This window comes from Burkholderia sp. BKH01 (genome assembly GCF_025685725.1).
GTDB lineage: Bacteria > Pseudomonadota > Gammaproteobacteria > Burkholderiales > Burkholderiaceae > Burkholderia > Burkholderia pyrrocinia_C.
The window spans coordinates 41,070-56,703 of record NZ_JAOTQT010000028.1; the positions used below are offsets into that span (position 1 = coordinate 41,070).

Below are 15,634 nucleotides of genomic sequence, written 5' to 3' on the forward strand. Positions count from 1 at the left end.
CGCGGGTTTTAGCCAAGGAGATGACCAAAATGAAATACCACAAGGCAGTCCTGACGGTCGCGGCGCTCTGCGCGTTCGCAAGCGGCGCGCATGCTCAGGAGACGGGCACGCTGAAGAAGATCAAGGACACGGGCGTGATCGCGCTGGGCCACCGCGAATCGTCGATCCCGTTCTCCTACTACGACCAGAATCAGCAGGTAGTCGGCTATTCCCGCGAATTCCAGCTGAAGGTGGTCGACGCGGTGAAGAAGAAGCTGAGCCTGCCGAACCTGCAGGTGAAGAACATCCCGGTCACGTCGCAGAACCGCATTCCGCTGGTGCAGAACGGCACGGTGGACATCGAGTGCGGCTCGACGACCAACAACACCGAGCGTCAGCAGCAAGCTGCGTTCTCCGACACGATCTTCGTGATCGGCACGCGCCTGATGACGAAGAAGGATTCGGGCGTCAAGGATTTCGCGGACCTGAAGGGCAAGACGGTCGTGACCACCGCCGGCACGACGTCGGAGCGCCTGCTGCGCAAGATGAACAACGACAAGCAGCTCGGCATGAGCATCATCAGCGCGAAGGATCACGGCGATTCGTTCAACACGCTGGAATCGGGCCGCGCGGTCGCGTTCATGATGGATGACGCGCTGCTCGCGGGCGAGCGCGCGAAGGCGAAGCAGCCGGGCGAGTGGGTGATCGTCGGCACGCCGCAATCGGAAGAAGCGTACGGCTGCATGATGCGCAAGGGCGATGCCGACTTCAAGAAGGTCGTCGACGACGCGATCTCGCAAGTCGAGAAGTCGGGCGAGGCCGCGAAGATCTACGCGAAGTGGTTCGAGAACCCGATTCCGCCGAAGGGGCTGAACCTGAACTTCCCGCTGTCCGATTCGATGAAGAAGCTGTACGCGAACCCGAACGACAAGGCACTCGACTGACCGCACGGCCGTTGATGCAGAAATGACGCTAATGAGACGGAAGAGGCCACGCTTCTTCCGTCTCTTTTTGCTGGAGTCTTGCCCATGTCTTACCACTGGAACTGGGGCATCTTCCTGAGCCCCGTCTCGACCGGCGAGCCGACGACTTATTTCGGATGGCTGATGTCCGGCTTCCGGGTGACGATCGAAGTGTCGCTCTCCGCCTGGGTCATCGCGCTGATCGTCGGTTCGCTGTTCGGCGTGCTGCGCACGGTGCCGAACAAGTGGCTGTCCGCGCTCGGCACCTTCTACGTGTCGATCTTCCGGAACATTCCGTTGATCGTGCAGTTCTTCATCTGGTATCTCGTGATACCCGAGCTGCTGCCCGCATCGATCGGCACCTGGATCAAGCAGTTGCCGCCCGGCACGCAGTTCTTTACCGCGTCGATCGTCTGTCTCGGCCTGTTCACGGGCGCGCGCGTGTGCGAACAGGTGCGCTCGGGGATCAACGCGCTGCCGAAGGGCCAGCGCGCCGCCGGCCTCGCGATGGGCCTCACGCAATGGCAGACGTACCGCTACGTGCTGCTGCCCGTTGCGTACCGGATCATCGTGCCGCCGCTCACATCGGAATTCCTGAACATCTTCAAGAACTCCGCCGTCGCGTCGACGATCGGCCTGCTCGACCTGTCCGCGCAGGCGCGCCAGCTCGTCGACTACACGGCGCAGACCTATGAGTCGTTCATCGCGGTCACGCTCGCGTATGTGCTGATCAACCTCGTCGTGATGTCGCTCATGCGCTGGATCGAAGGCCGCACGCGGCTGCCCGGCTATATCGGAGGCAAGTGATGCATCAGTTCGACTGGAGTAGTATTCCCGGCGCGCTGCCGACGCTATGGACGGGTGCGATCGTCACGCTGCAGATCACGCTGATCGCGATCGTCATCGGGATCGTCTGGGGCACGCTGCTTGCGCTGATGCGGCTGTCGGGCGTCAAGCCGCTCGCGTGGTTCGCGCAGGGCTACGTGACGGTGTTCCGCTCGATCCCGCTCGTAATGGTGCTGCTGTGGTTCTTCCTGATCGTGCCGCAGCTGCTGCAGGGCGTGCTCGGGTTGTCGCCGACGATCGACATCCGCCTCGCGTCGGCGATGGTCGCGTTCTCGCTGTTCGAAGCCGCGTATTATTCCGAGATCATCCGCGCCGGCATCCAGTCGGTGCCGCGCGGGCAGGTGAACGCCGCATTCGCGCTCGGCATGAACTACTCGCACGCAATGCGCCTCGTGATCCTGCCGCAGGCGTTCCGCGCGATGGTGCCGCTGCTGCTCACGCAGGCGATCGTCCTGTTCCAGGATACGTCGCTCGTGTACGTGATCAGTCTCGCGGACTTCTTCCGCACGGCCGCCAACGTCGGCGATCGCGACGGCACGACCGTCGAGATGGTCCTGTTCGCCGGCGCATGCTATTTCGTGATTTGCTCGTTGGCGTCTGTTCTCGTCAAGAGTCTCCAGAAAAAGGTCACACGATGATTTCCATCAAGAACGTTTCCAAGTGGTACGGCCAGTTTCAGGTTCTCACCGACTGCACGACCGAGGTCAAGAAAGGCGAAGTGGTCGTCGTGTGCGGCCCGTCGGGCTCCGGCAAGTCGACGCTGATCAAGACGGTGAACGGCCTCGAGCCGTTCCAGCAGGGCGAGATCCTCGTGAACGGCCAGTCGGTCGGCGACAGGAAGACGAACCTGTCGAAGCTGCGCTCGAAGGTCGGGATGGTGTTCCAGCATTTCGAGCTGTTCCCGCACCTGTCGATCACCGAGAACCTGACGCTCGCGCAGATCAAGGTGCTCGGCCGCAGCAAGGACGAGGCGGCCGAGAAGGGCATGAAGCTGCTCGATCGCGTCGGCCTGAAGGCGCATGCACACAAGTTTCCGGGCCAGCTGTCGGGCGGCCAGCAGCAGCGTGTCGCGATCGCGCGCGCGCTGTCGATGGACCCGATCGCGATGCTGTTCGACGAACCGACGTCCGCGCTCGATCCGGAGATGATCAACGAAGTGCTCGACGTGATGGTCGAACTCGCGCAGGAAGGGATGACGATGATGGTCGTCACGCACGAGATGGGCTTCGCGAAGAAGGTCGCGCATCGCGTGATCTTCATGGACAAGGGCGCGATCGTCGAGGACGACCGCAAGGACGATTTCTTCTCGAATCCGAAGTCGGAACGCGCGAAGGACTTCCTCGCGAAGATCCTGCACTGAGCATTCGCGCACTTCGTGCGCGCCCATGCGAAACCGCCCGGCCGAGCGCCGGGCGGTTTTTTTTCGTCCGCCGTTACCAGCTATACCGGTAGCCGACCTGCCCGACGATGCCGCGCCGGTACGCGCCGCCGATGTTGCGCGCTATCTTCGCGTTCGCGTACAGCTCGCCCGACTTGCCGAAGCCCGCGGTGACGCCGACGCCGAGCTCGTACCACGTGCGGCCGAGATGCGTCGCGAACGGTGTGCCGCCGACGACGGTTTGCCCCGGCGACAGGAAGTCGTGCAGCACGTCGGCCGTGAAGTACGGCGTCGCGGCGCCGCCGCCCGAGTCCGCTTCGAGGTTCGGCCGGAAGATGCGCACGCCGACGCGGCCGCGCAGCGCGTTCGTCGTCGTGCCCGACACGGCCGACACGTTGTCGTTGAACCCGTTGAGCTTCAGGTACTGGTACATCAGTTGCGCCTGCGGCTCGATCGCGATCGGCGTGCCGCCGATGCCGAACGGCTTGCCGATCTCCTGCGACAGCGCGAAGCCGAAGCCGTTCTGCGATGCCTCGTTGCCGTAGCTGTCGCGATAGCGGTTGCCGTAGTGCGTGACCTGCCCGACGCTGTCGAAGTACGTGCCGTCGGGCAGGTAGCGCGTCCAGTAGCCGCCGATGCTCTGCGCGTGCATCTCGACCGAGCCCGTCGACGTCGACAGGTTCTGCGAGTCGGCGCGCGCCATGTCGCTGAAGCTCGCGTTCGACACGCCGATGCTGGCCGTCACGCCCGCATGCGTGCTGCTGCCGCCGGGCGCCTGGCCGAGCGTCCAGTCCTTGCCGAACTGCGCGAAGAACGTGCGCTCGTCCGCCGCGAATCGGCCCGCGTCCGCATCGAGGCTCTGGCCGCCGATGCGGCCCCACACGCCGTCGCGGTTGCCGGGCTGCTGCTTGCCGAGGTTGTAGATGTCGCCGACGCGTTCGTGCAGCTTGCCGAGCGTCGAGAAGCCGTAGTCGGCGCTCAGCAGCGGCGTCAGTGCATAGCCGGCGACGCCCGGACGATACGCGAGCGTGCCGCCGCCGGACGGGTGGATCGTCGGGTCGCCGGGGTCCGTCGGATCGAGCTGCGAACGCAGGTACCAGCCGTTCGCGTCGCTTTGCCCGCCGCGATAGAGCCGGTATTCGTATGCGCCGGCCTGTACCGGGCCCGCGAGATGGAACGCCGACGCGGTGGTCGTGCCGCCGTTGGCGGTGACGACCACGGGAATCCCGTCGCCGGTCGTCCTTGCGCCGGTGCCGGCCGTGTTGGCGATCTTCAGGCCGGTCGTGCCGCTCGCGGCGCCGCCGTTCACGATCAGCCGGTCGGTCGGTGAAGCATCGGCGCCGAGATATGTGTTGAGCGCGATCGTGCCGCCGTTGCCGACGTAGCTGCCGGTCGTCAGCGTCTTGTAGCTGCCCGTGAGCGTCGGCGAGCCGGCCGGTGCGGCGAACGCGACGAGGCCCGCGTTGTTCAGGCTGCTCAGCACCGAGCTGTCCGTCATGTGCCACGTGCTGGTGCCGTCGATCGTCAGCGCGACCGGATCGATCCTGCCGGTCAGCGTCGTGTCGTTCGCGAGGAACACGTTGCCGGTGCTCGACGCGTCGGAGACGATGTCGCCCGCGAGGTTCACCGCCGACGCGTTGAACGTCACGTTGCTGCCGTTCGCGAGGTTCAGCAGCGTGCCGTTGCCGGCCGTCACGACCGTGCCGTTGCGCACCGCGATGTCGGCCGTGCCGCCGCGCGCGGCGAATGCCGGCCCGGCGGCGGCCGTCACGCTGCCGCCGTCGACGAGCACCGAGCTCGTCGCGCCGTTCGCGAGCGTGTCGGATGTCAGCACGCCGGCCGTCGCACCCTTGAGCGTCGTGGCGGTCAACGCGAGCACGCCGCCGCCGTCCGCGGTCGCGCCGTTGCCGGCCGCGCTGGCGATCGACGAACCCGTATCGCCGATGCGGCCGCCGTTGCGCGCGACGACGCCGTCGGCCGCGGCACCTGACGCGGCGACTTTCGCGCCCGACAGCAAGGCCGTCGCGCCGCCGTCCATGACGATCGCATGCGCGCCGGCGCCCGTCGTCGCGACGGTCGTGCCGTTGACCGCGAGCGTCGAATCCGCGCCCGATACGAACAGGCCGCGCGCGTTGGTGCCGGCGGTGCGGACGACCGTTGCCGCATCGGTCGCGATGTGCGCCCCCGTGCCCGTCGACGCGAGCCCGTCGGCGCCGTTGCCGGTGGTCGTGACCTGCGTGCCGGACAACGCGATCGCCGTGTTCGTGCCGAGGTTGTGGATCCCGCTTCCCGAGCCGCCGACCGCGATCGACGTTGCGCCGGCCGCGAGCCCGCCGCCCGATACGGTCGAGTCGATCAGCACGCCGTCGGCGCTGCCGTTCGCGACGACGGTGCCCGCGCCCGACAGCGCGACCGATGCGCCGGCGCCCGTCAGGCGCACACCCGCGACGCCGTCGTCGGCTTCGATCGAACCCGTGTTGGCGAGCGTCGCCGACGCACCCTGCACGAGCGCGCCGGTGCCGTCGGATACGCGGATCGTCGATGCGTTGTTCACCGTGCCGAGCGTGCCGGCCACGACGCCCGTCGAGCCGGCGCCCGTCAACAGCACCGTGTCGCGGTTCTCGAGCGTGCCGAGGTTTTGCGCGACGAAGCCCGTCACGCCGGCGGTCGACGACGCGACGGCGGCGTCGTTGGTCAGCGTCGTCGCAACCGGCACGCCGGCGTTCGCGCCGGCAAGGTCGTGCGCCTGGCCGTCGACGACGCCCGCGATCGCACCGGCCGCGTTCAGGTTGATCGTCGCACCCGCATCGATCGTGCCTTTCGCGCCGCCTTCGACCGCGATCGCGATGCCGTTCGCGCCGTTGACGTTGTAGATCGCGTTGCCGGTCGACAGCGTGGTGCCGGCGTCGGTCGCGAGCACGCCGCGCGCACGCTGGCCGTTGACGTCGGTCGTCAGCGTGCCGGCCGCCGACGTGCCGGTGTAGGCCGCGCCGCCCGCGACGCGAAACAGCGTCGAATCGTCGGTGTCGACGCCGAGGTGCTGCGCGGCGACGTTGATCTTCGAGCCCGCACCATACGCGTAGAAGCCGATCTGGTTCGTGCCCGACCTGAAGGCCGGCACCGCGTTCGCGCCGACGTCGATCGTCGCGCCCGAGCGCGCATGCACGCCGATCGCGCCGGTGCCCGTCAGGTTGAGCGCGCCGTCGAGCGTGGCCTTCGCGAGCGGCCCCTCGGCCCAGACGCCGTAATTGCGCGTGCCCGATGCCGGATCGAGGCCGCCGGCCACGTTGATCGTGCCGGTCGACGTCGCGGCCGTCGCGTTCGTGCCGGTCCCGACGACCATGATGCCGATCCCGTTCACGCCATTCAGCGTGATCGTGCCCGTGTTGGTCACGGTCGCGGCGGTATCGGCCACGAGCATGCCGACGTTCGCGAGCGGCGTGCCGGGCGCCGCGCCGTTGACGACGATCGAGCCCGCGTTGGTCAGCACGCCGGACGACGAGCCGATGCTCGCCAGCGCGGCGCCGTTCTGCGTCTGCGAGCCGATCACGATCGTGCCGTGGTTGCTCGCGGTGCCCGATGCGCCGAGCAGGATGCCATACGCGTGCGCGGACAGCGCGATGTCGTTCGCGGCCTCCGGCGCCGCGGCATCGTACTGCGCGGCGCGGCCGACGTAGATCGTGCCGCCGGCTTCGTTCGTGAAGCTGCCGCCGGCGACGAGGCCGCCGATCACCTGGCTGTCGAGCGTCGTCGCGTTGACGCCGACGTTGATCGTGCCGGCGTTCGACGCGCTCGCGCCGTCCGTCGCGGCCACCGCGTAGTTCTGCAGGTCGGGGCGATTGCCGACGAGGTTCCACGCACCGACGTTCATCACGCCGTTGTTGACGAACGTCGTGCCCGCGCCATTCGCGTATACGCCGTTTCCTTCCGTGTACGCGTTGAAACCGAAATTGCCCGGCTGCGTGCTGCCGCCCGTGTTGAAGTTGTCGCCGGACGCGTACCCGGACGAGATCGCGCCGTTGTTGACACCGCTCGCGCCGGTCAGCAGGCGCACGAGCGTGAAGTCGCCCGACAGGCGGCCGTCGTTGACGAAGTGCGCGCCGTGTTCCGCGAGGACGGCCGAGCTCGAGTCGATCGTATTGGTGCCGCGGAAGTCGATCTGGCCATCCTTGCCGATGTGCAGCGTCGCGTTCGCGCCTGTGCCGTGCATCACCGACAGATAGTTCATCGGCAGCGCATTCTTGTCGCTCGGCGACACGTTGTTCGCATACTCGAAGGATTGCGTGGAGAGCGTGACGGCCTGGCCGAGCGCGTTGTCGTAGGCGGCCTGCGAAGCGAGCGCGCCGTTCTGGACCGAACGCACGAGAAAGTTGTTGTACGCGGCGAGCGACGCGGCATCGGTGACGGTCCATGCGCTGCCGTCGAAGGCGGTGAAGGTGCCCGCATAGGCCGGCACGTCGAGCAGGACATGGCCGACCGGGCCGCCGCTCGCGAGATAGTCGCCGGTGCCGAGCCAGATCTGGTTGCGCGAATTCCAGTTGACGACGCTTTTCGCGGAGCCCGTGCCGTCCGCGACGAACAGGTCGGTCTGCTTCGGTGCCATCGTGATCGCGTTGCCGGCTGCCGTGGGCGAGGCCGCTGGATTGCCGATCGACACGTCGAGCGTGCCGCCGGAGCTTTCGACCGTGCCGATCCGCGTGTTCACGTACTGGTTGCCGTTCACGTCGTGATAGACGGGCACGTTGGTCGAACCCGCGCTCGACGCGGCGAACCTGGCCGAATCGTAGGTGGCGATCGAGGTACGGCTGCCGGTGATCGAGTCGGGCGTGCTGACGCTCTGCGTCTTGCCGCCGAGCGACAGCAGCGGCTGGTTCGGGTTGCCCGAGACGATGGTCGCACTGCCGATCGGCATGAGTGTGTAGCCGGGGTCGCCGCCGACGCCGGTCCATGCGCCCGTCAGGCCGACCCTGTCGCCGCCCGACACGGTGGTTGCGCCGGCCAGGTTGTCGTTGGCGGTCGGGCTGAAACTGCCGAGCGCGCAGGTGCCGCCGTTCGCGACGGCCGCGCCGCTGCCGCAGGTCGATGCATACGCCGGGCTGGCCGACAATGCGGCCAGCGCGGCGCCGAGCGCCGCGATGCGCAGCGGCGACCGGCGCGCTGCCGTGTGCGCGGCGCCGCGGCTTGCGCCGGATTCGCTGCCCGAGCGCTTGCCGCGCGCCCGTGCCGTTTCCGCAACCGCGACCCAGCAGCCGGCGGTTTCGCTCCATATCGATCGAAATGAGTGATTCACGACAAGCCCCTCTCTCTTTTTTGAAGTGGTATTCACCGCGCTGCAGTGAAATCGCAATCCGCGGTGGAGCAATGGCCTGAATGGACGTGCGGCGACCGTGGCCGCTTCTGCGCCAATCGTGATTCGTTACACCGAGGATGGATGGAGTCTACTGATCGGAAGGGTGGCTGATTCTCAAAAAAAATAACGAATGTGGCGATAATGCTGATTTCGTTCGGTATTTTTTGATTATGTGACGAATCGAACTGAAAGCCTTTGTGGATAAGGGTTTGGGTGATTTTTTTGGCGTGAATGCATGATTGTCGGGTCGGTGCGATGGCGCACGGTTCGCATCGAGGGTATGCGTTAGAATACGGTTCCCGGATTATATATGCTTCGGATTTTATGGATTATTTTTAGGGTTTTAACTATTTTCCCCTGGAAATTAATAAATTCAAGCGAATGTTGTGTGGTGTTGATTCGATGTGCGGGAATATGGTCCGGGTGAAACGGAACCGGCGCACGGCAAGCGATTTTCTCCAGCGCTGAAAATCGCCACATCGCGTGCACGCGAAATCGCCCGCACGATCGAACGTTGCGGGCGACGGTACTTGCCGTACGGGAAATGGAAAGCGGGAAGGGCGCCGGTGCGCCGCGTTCAGAAGTCGATCGCGTCGTCGGAGTCGCCGTCGGCGGCGGTTGCGAGCGCTTCGCGTGCGTCGCGCGGCGCCGAGGCCGACGCGTCGAGCGCCGGATTGCGCAGCTTTTCGAGCACGCGTTCGGGCACCGGGATCTGCATCCGCGCGGCGACGTCACCGCACTGGAACATGATCAGCTCGCCCGGCTCGAACGCGGTCCAGACCTCGTTGTCGGTGAGCGGCTGCGTCGCGATCACCGCGACGCGATCCTCGGGCGTCGTGTATTTCGCGAAGTCGATCGACAGGTCTTCGTCGACGAGATGCGCGGTCGAGAACGGCCAGCGCCGCACCAGGTAGTGCAGCCGCGTCGAGCAGTGCGCGAACAGCGCTTGGCCGTTCGACATCAGGAAGTTGAACACGCCGTGGTCGGTGATGCCGCGCGTCAGCTCGCCGACGCGTTCGAACAGTTCGGGCAGCGGCGGCTGCGCGCCGGGAAATGCCTCGCGCAGCCCCTGCATCAGCACGCAGAACGCCTGTTCGCTGTCGGTCGTGCCGACCGGGTGGTAGACGCTGCCGTCCATGTTCGGCGCGTAGTCCTGCAGGTCGCCGTTATGCGCGAAGATCCAGTGCCGACCCCACAGCTCGCGCATGAACGGATGGCTGTTCTCGAGCAGGATGTGCCCTTGCGTCGCCTTGCGGATGTGCGCGATCGTGTTCTTGGACTTGATCGGGTAGCGCTTCACCATCTCGGCGATCGGCGAGGTAGCCGATGCCTGGTGATCGATGAACAGGCGGCAGGCCTTGTCTTCGAAGAACGCGATGCCCCAGCCGTCGGCATGGTGATCGGTGAGCCCGCCCCGGGCCGCGAAACCTGTGAAGGAGAATGTGACGTCCGTCGGCGCGGCGCAGTTCATTCCTAGGAGTTGGCACATTTTACTTGGGGCGGCAGGCAGAAGCGGGGGGTAACGAACCGGGCGAACCCCGGTACAATGCGGCTTCTAGCATATCACCGAGCCTTGAGCGGTAAAAAGCGGATTCCGCTGGCCAAAGGCCTCGTGTTGCGGTTTGCCGTCAGTCGGCCCGCGCACGCGTGTTCCGGCCCCGCTGATGGCCAGTCCGTTCCTCACGACGCCTCCTATGACTGCCTCGAACGCTTCCTCCCCGGCGACGCTTTCGCTCGCCCGTCCCGACGACTGGCACCTGCACCTGCGAGACGGCGACATGCTGGCCGCCGTGCTGCCGCATACCGCGCGCCAGTTCGGCCGCGCGATCGTCATGCCGAACCTGAAGCCGCCCGTGACGACCACCGCACAGGCGCAGGCCTATCGCGAGCGCATCCTCGCCGCGCTGCCGGCCGGGATGACGTTCGAACCGCTGATGACGCTGTACCTGACCGACAACACGCCGCCCGACGAGATCCGCCGCGCGCGCGAAAGCGGCTTCGTGCACGGCGTGAAGCTGTATCCGGCAGGCGCTACGACGAACTCCGACCACGGCGTAACCGATCTCGCGAAATGCGCGAAGACGCTCGAGGCGATGCAGGAAACGGGCATGCCGCTGCTCGTGCACGGCGAGGTGACCGATGCGTCGATCGACCTGTTCGACCGCGAGAAAGTCTTCATCGACCGCGTGATGACGCCGCTGCGCCGCGATTTCCCGGGCCTGAAGGTCGTGTTCGAGCACATCACGACGAAGGACGCGGCCGACTACGTGCGCGATGCCGACGCGGCGCCCGGCCTGCTCGGCGCGACGATCACCGCGCATCACCTGCTGTACAACCGCAACGCGCTGTTCGTCGGCGGGATTCGCCCGCACTACTACTGCCTGCCCGTGCTGAAGCGCGAGACGCATCGCGTCGCGCTGGTCGAGGCCGCGACGTCGGGCAACCCGCGCTTCTTCCTCGGTACCGACAGCGCGCCGCATGCGCGCGGCGCGAAGGAAACCGCGTGCGGCTGCGCAGGCTGCTACACGGCGCTGCACGCGCTCGAACTGTATGCGGAAGCGTTCGACCACGCCGGCGCGCTCGACAAGCTGGAAGGCTTTGCGAGCTTCTTCGGCGCCGATTTCTACGGTCTGCCGCGCAGCGCCGAAACGGTCACGCTGCGTCGCGAGGCGTGGGAACTGCCGCGCGAGATCTTCGCGGGCGACACGACGGTCGTGCCGCTGCGCGGCGGCGAGACGATCGGCTGGAAACTCGTGTGACCGGCGCGCCGCCGCGCGGAGCCGGCCACGCGGCCGGCAGCGGGGCGGCGGATTTCGCGCGGATCGACTGGTCCGCGCCGTGGCTCGCGCGGTACGCGGAGCCGGGCCGCGCCGCACAGGCGGCCGCACGGGCGGGCGATGCCGCGCTGCTCGGCGCGCTGAACGGCGCGCTAAGCGGCACGAACCGCGACGGCGGGCGCGTCAGCGGTCGCGGCAGGCCGCTGCGGTTCGTGCCGCAGGCTGAGTTGCCGCCCGGTGTCGCGTACGAGACCCATATCGCCGACACCGGTGGCGTGCCGACCCGTCACAACCTTCACGACTTTTTCAATGCGCTCGTCTGGTTCGCGTATCCGCGCATCAAGGCCGCGTTGAACGCACGCCAGGCCGCGGCGATTGACGCGGCGGGTGGCGTCGGGCCCGTGCGCGGCACGCTGCGCGATGCGCTCACGCTGTTCGACGAGAACGCCGCGCTGTTCGTGACAGCCGATCGCGCGCTCGCCGATGCGCTGCGCGGCTTCGACTGGCCGCGGCTGCTGGTCGCCGCGCGCGAGGCGTGGGGCACGCGCTGCGAAGCGCGGCTCGTCGGCCATGCGCTGCTCGAGAAGCTCGTCGCGCCTTACAAGTCCTGTACCGCGCACACGTGGATCGTCGAAGTGAGCACCGACTATTTTTCGTGGCCCGATGCGCAACGCGTCGCGCATGTCGACGCGCGTGTCGCCGCCGAACTCGCGACGCGCGCGCTGACGAGCCGCGATTTCTCGCCGCTGCCGGTGCTCGGCGTACCGGGCTGGTGCGATGCGAATGCCGACGCCGCGTTCTACGACGATCCGGCCGTATTCCGCAGCGGCCGCCGCATGCGCACAGCCGGCGGCGGCGCGCAGTGCTAGAATGCGCGTCGCAAAGCAGGCCAGGCAGTCGCGGCCTCGCCGCCTTCGGGCGCGCGGGGGCGAGGAAAGTCCGGACTCCATAGGGCAGGGTGATGGCTAACGGCCATCCGTGGCGACACGCGGAACAGGGCAACAGAAAGCAAACCGCCGATGGCCCGGCGCAAGCCGGGATCAGGTAAGGGTGAAACGGTGCGGTAAGAGCGCACCGCGGCGACGGCGACGTTCGCCGGCACGGTAACCTCCACCCGGAGCAATTCCAAGTAGGCAGGCGCGCATCTTCGGATGCAGGACGGGGCCCCCGTCTCGTCTGCGGGTAGGAAGCTTGAGCGCGTCAGCAATGGCGCGCCTAGAGGAATGGCTGCCACGCGCTGTGCGCTTCGGCGCGCAGCGTGCACAGAATCCGGCTTATCGGCCTGCTTTGCCGTTCGAATGCGAAAGGGCCGGCGTCTCCTTGCGGAGCGCCGGCCCTTTTTTCATGCGCGAACGCCGTGCGTTCAGGCGGCGACGATGTCGAACGAATGCGTGAGTTCGGCCGTCTTCGCGATCATGATCGACGCGGAGCAGTATTTGTCGTGCGACAGGTTGATTGCGCGTTCGACCGTGGCCGGATTCAGGTTGCGGCCGGTGACGGTGAAGTGGAAGTGCACCTTCGTGAACACCTTCGGGTCTTCGCTCGCGCGCTCGGCCTTCAGTGTGACCGAGCAGCCGGTGACTTCCTGGCGGCTCTTCTTCAGGATCAGCACGACGTCATAGGCCGTGCAGCCGCCGGTGCCGAGCAGCACCATTTCCATCGGGCGCGGCGCGAGGTTGTGGCCGCCGCCTTCGGGCGCGCCGTCCATCGTGACGAGATGCCCGCTTCCGGTCTGGGCGGAAAACGCCATGCCGTCCTGCCCCATCCAGCTTACTTTGCATTCCATGCTTGCACTCCAGCGTTGCCTGATTCGGATTCGATCCGGCATTGTAGCCCGCTGCACAACGGTCGGCTGATGCGGTGCACGACGCGCAATGCCGGAGCCGCGTCGGCGGCGTGCCGAACAGCAATTTCCCTGCGGATTTTAGGGGTTTCACTCTAGCCGCGGGCCATCTTTGCTTGCTCTGGCCGACAGCAGGTGATTGATTTCAAAGGGAAAATAAATTTTCCCGACTGGCTGTCCGGAATTTCGCATTATGGGGTTTGATTTCGTAATGCAAATTTTCTTGTGAAGCCGGCGGCACGTTCGTATAATGAGCCTCATTGGTTGTCGCGCTGCGGCAACCTCCGAATGTCTCCTCCACCCTCCTCCTGAGGTGGATTAAGCCCGAACCAGCCGTTCGGGCTTTTTTTCGTCCCGTGCAATCATCGGTGCGCGGCTTGCGCGCCCCGGCATCCGTTGCATCCGTTAGGCAGGCTGCCGTGCGGCCGGCTGCGATGTCGCGTCGGGCAGCGTGCCGTGCAAGCGTGCGTCGGGTGCCGGCGCGGGCACGGCCGACGCATGGCCGTGCCCGCGTGCGCAGAAGTGGCGGACGCGTTCGCGCACCGCACGCAGGCGGACGACGCGATCCTCGGCATGGGCGGTCCGCGCTTCGGCAATGCGCGCATCGAGCGCGTCGAGCTTGGCTTCGCAGCCGGCGCGGGCGGCGACGGCAGGCGCTGCGGCAGCCAGCAGCGCGGCCGCGAAGAAGGGCGTAAGTCGTTGTTTCATCATGCTTGTTTGTTGTTTTCCGTATTCGGCCGGTCTGGCGCGGCAAGGTCATGTGCCGCGCGTCGATGGGTGCCTCCCCGGGCGCTCGGATCGCCTGGCTTGTCGGGGCACGACCGAATTTTGGCCCATTTTGGGCGCCGCGGACACGGGACGTGGATTCCCTTTGACCGCGTTGCCGTATTTCCTTTATAATTCAGGGCTTTTCCGCATTCATGCCCACGGAAAAAGAACAGGGAGAGCCTGCACCGCGCCTCGAAGCGCACACAGACAAGCAGGAAGAACACATCGGGCAAAGCATTTTTTTTGGATCGATCATGAAGACGTTTTCCGCAAAAGCCCATGAGGTGACGCGCGAATGGTACGTGATTGACGCGACGGATAAGGTTCTCGGCCGTGTTGCCAGCGAAGTGGCACGCCGTCTGCGCGGCAAGCACAAGCCTGAGTTCACCCCGCACGTCGACACTGGTGATTTCATCATCATCATCAACGCGAGCAAGTTGAAGGTCACGGGCAACAAGACGCTGGACAAGAAGTACTACCGTCACTCGGGCTACCCGGGCGGTATCTATGAAACGACGTTCGGCAAGATGCAGGAACGCTTCCCGGGCCGCGCGCTCGAGAAGGCGGTCAAGGGCATGCTGCCGAAGGGCCCGCTCGGCTACGCGATGATCAAGAAGCTGAAGGTCTACGCAGAAGCGACGCATCCGCATTCGGCGCAACAGCCGAAGGCGCTCGAGATCTAAGGGGACCCACATGATCGGTAACTGGAACTACGGTACGGGCCGCCGCAAGAGCGCAGTCGCACGTGTCTTCATCAAGGCTGGCAAGGGCGACATCATCGTCAACGGCAAGCCCATCGCTGACTACTTCTCGCGCGAAACGTCGCTGATGATCGTGCGTCAACCGCTGGAACTCACGAACCACGGCCAGACGTTCGACATCAAGGTGAACGTGAATGGTGGCGGCGAAACGGGTCAGGCAGGCGCAGTGCGCCACGGCATCACCCGTGCACTGATCGACTACGATGCGACGCTGAAGCCGTCGCTGTCGAGCGCAGGCTTCGTGACGCGCGATGCGCGTGAAGTCGAGCGTAAGAAGGTCGGTCTGCGCAAGGCACGCCGCGCCAAGCAGTTCTCGAAGCGTTAATTCCGCTTCATGGCCGCGCCGCTTCCGGGCGGCGTCCGCCGGAAAAACCGCCAGCTTTCGCGCTGGCGGTTTTTTTATGTCCGCTTCCAGGCTCGTGCTGCGGCGGCTCGCACGGGTAGGTTTGATGAAATCGACAAGAACCTATTGATTTCATGGACTTCAGCACGATCTTCTGATCGGCCCTACAATAGCGGCTAAAGCTTCTTGGAGAGTTCGCAATGAACGCTGTTACCGAATCCGCAGCAACGACGACCGAAATGCCGCTTCCGTTCGTCTTCACCGACGCAGCGGCCGACAAGGTCAAGCAACTGATCGACGAAGAGGGCAATCCCGACCTGAAGCTGCGCGTGTTCGTGCAGGGTGGCGGCTGCTCGGGCTTCCAGTATGGCTTCACGTTCGACGAGGAAGTCAACGAGGACGACACCGTGATGGACAAGAACGGCGTCCAGCTCCTGATCGACTCGATGAGCTACCAGTACCTGGTCGGCGCCGAGATCGACTACAAGGACGACATCAACGGCGCCCAGTTCGTGATCAAGAACCCGAATGCGACCACCACGTGCGGGTGCGGTTCGTCGTTCTCGGTCTGAGCGCACGACAGATCCGCACCGGTTCGCCGGAATGAAAAACGGGGCTTCATGCCCC

General features: G+C 65.8%; 13 protein-coding genes and 1 other RNA gene. 10 read left to right on the forward strand and 4 right to left on the reverse strand.

Annotated elements, in window-relative coordinates; genetic code table 11:
* Positions 1 to 29 precede the first annotated feature (29 nt).
* From OEJ37_RS29305 to OEJ37_RS29320, 4 genes are all read left to right on the forward strand, one after another.
* Entirely contained in the window at positions 30 to 923 is an 894-nt protein-coding gene (locus tag OEJ37_RS29305) for a glutamate/aspartate ABC transporter substrate-binding protein (protein ID WP_174421726.1), read from the forward strand.
* An 84-nt stretch (positions 924 to 1,007) separates the two neighbouring features.
* Positions 1,008 to 1,748 (forward strand): amino acid ABC transporter permease, encoded by a 741-nt coding sequence (locus tag OEJ37_RS29310; protein WP_152859057.1) that lies wholly within the window; start codon positions 1,008 to 1,010, stop codon positions 1,746 to 1,748.
* Entirely contained in the window at positions 1,748 to 2,425 is a 678-nt protein-coding gene (gene gltK / locus OEJ37_RS29315; protein ID WP_111015304.1) for a glutamate/aspartate ABC transporter permease GltK, read from the forward strand. Before OEJ37_RS29310 ends, gltK begins: the two co-directional genes overlap by 1 nt.
* The gene (locus OEJ37_RS29320) at positions 2,422 to 3,147 is read left to right on the forward strand and encodes an amino acid ABC transporter ATP-binding protein (RefSeq protein ID WP_263347983.1); all 726 of its coding nucleotides are present in this window, start codon (positions 2,422 to 2,424) and stop codon (positions 3,145 to 3,147) included. The genes gltK and OEJ37_RS29320 overlap by 4 nt, the downstream gene beginning before the upstream one ends.
* Positions 3,148 to 3,220: 73 nt before the next feature.
* On the opposite strand, the gene OEJ37_RS29325 is transcribed toward OEJ37_RS29320, so the two are convergent.
* Together OEJ37_RS29325 and OEJ37_RS29330 are read right to left on the reverse strand one after the other, a co-directional pair.
* Positions 3,221 to 8,455, reverse strand: a complete 5,235-nt coding sequence (locus tag OEJ37_RS29325; protein ID WP_263347986.1) for an autotransporter outer membrane beta-barrel domain-containing protein — start codon at positions 8,453 to 8,455, stop codon at positions 3,221 to 3,223.
* A gap of 637 nt (positions 8,456 to 9,092) precedes the next feature.
* Entirely contained in the window at positions 9,093 to 10,004 is a 912-nt protein-coding gene (locus OEJ37_RS29330) for a class II glutamine amidotransferase (RefSeq protein ID WP_174421729.1), read from the reverse strand.
* A 205-nt stretch (positions 10,005 to 10,209) separates the two neighbouring features.
* Here OEJ37_RS29330 and pyrC point away from each other — a divergent pair, with 205 nt between their 5' ends.
* The 3 genes from pyrC to rnpB all read left to right on the forward strand — a co-directional run bounded on the left by pyrC (position 10,210) and on the right by rnpB (position 12,585).
* On the forward strand, positions 10,210 to 11,274 hold the full coding sequence (gene pyrC, locus OEJ37_RS29335; RefSeq protein ID WP_263347989.1) for a dihydroorotase: 1,065 nt from the start codon (positions 10,210 to 10,212) through the stop codon (positions 11,272 to 11,274).
* The gene (locus tag OEJ37_RS29340; RefSeq protein ID WP_263347991.1) at positions 11,271 to 12,161 is read left to right on the forward strand and encodes a DUF3025 domain-containing protein; all 891 of its coding nucleotides are present in this window, start codon (positions 11,271 to 11,273) and stop codon (positions 12,159 to 12,161) included. The genes pyrC and OEJ37_RS29340 overlap by 4 nt, the downstream gene beginning before the upstream one ends.
* 12 nt (positions 12,162 to 12,173) lie before the next feature.
* Positions 12,174 to 12,585: RNase P RNA component class A (rnpB, locus tag OEJ37_RS29345), an RNA gene on the forward strand.
* Positions 12,586 to 12,655: 70 nt separating this feature from the next.
* Here the strand turns inward: rnpB and OEJ37_RS29350 are convergent.
* Positions 12,656 to 13,120 carry an OsmC family protein gene (locus tag OEJ37_RS29350; protein ID WP_072436316.1) on the reverse strand — a complete coding sequence of 155 codons (465 nt, stop codon included), beginning with the start codon at positions 13,118 to 13,120 and terminating at the stop codon, positions 12,656 to 12,658.
* Positions 13,121 to 13,540: 420 nt separating this feature from the next.
* On the reverse strand, positions 13,541 to 13,846 hold the full coding sequence (locus tag OEJ37_RS29355) for a DUF1090 family protein (RefSeq protein WP_174421731.1): 306 nt from the start codon (positions 13,844 to 13,846) through the stop codon (positions 13,541 to 13,543).
* Between the two features lie 311 nt (positions 13,847 to 14,157).
* On the opposite strand from OEJ37_RS29355, the gene rplM reads away from it, so the two are divergent.
* The 3 genes from rplM (at position 14,158) to erpA (ending at position 15,579) form a co-directional block, all read left to right on the forward strand.
* Positions 14,158 to 14,586 carry a 50S ribosomal protein L13 gene (gene rplM, locus OEJ37_RS29360; RefSeq protein ID WP_009687896.1) on the forward strand — a complete coding sequence of 143 codons (429 nt, stop codon included), beginning with the start codon at positions 14,158 to 14,160 and terminating at the stop codon, positions 14,584 to 14,586.
* A gap of 10 nt (positions 14,587 to 14,596) precedes the next feature.
* Positions 14,597 to 14,989: a 30S ribosomal protein S9 gene (gene rpsI, locus OEJ37_RS29365; RefSeq protein ID WP_006476904.1), complete on the forward strand. Its 393-nt coding sequence runs from the start codon at positions 14,597 to 14,599 to the stop codon at positions 14,987 to 14,989.
* A 218-nt stretch (positions 14,990 to 15,207) separates the two neighbouring features.
* Positions 15,208 to 15,579: an iron-sulfur cluster insertion protein ErpA gene (gene erpA / locus OEJ37_RS29370; protein WP_174421732.1), complete on the forward strand. Its 372-nt coding sequence runs from the start codon at positions 15,208 to 15,210 to the stop codon at positions 15,577 to 15,579.
* The last annotated feature ends 55 nt before the right edge of the window (positions 15,580 to 15,634 follow it).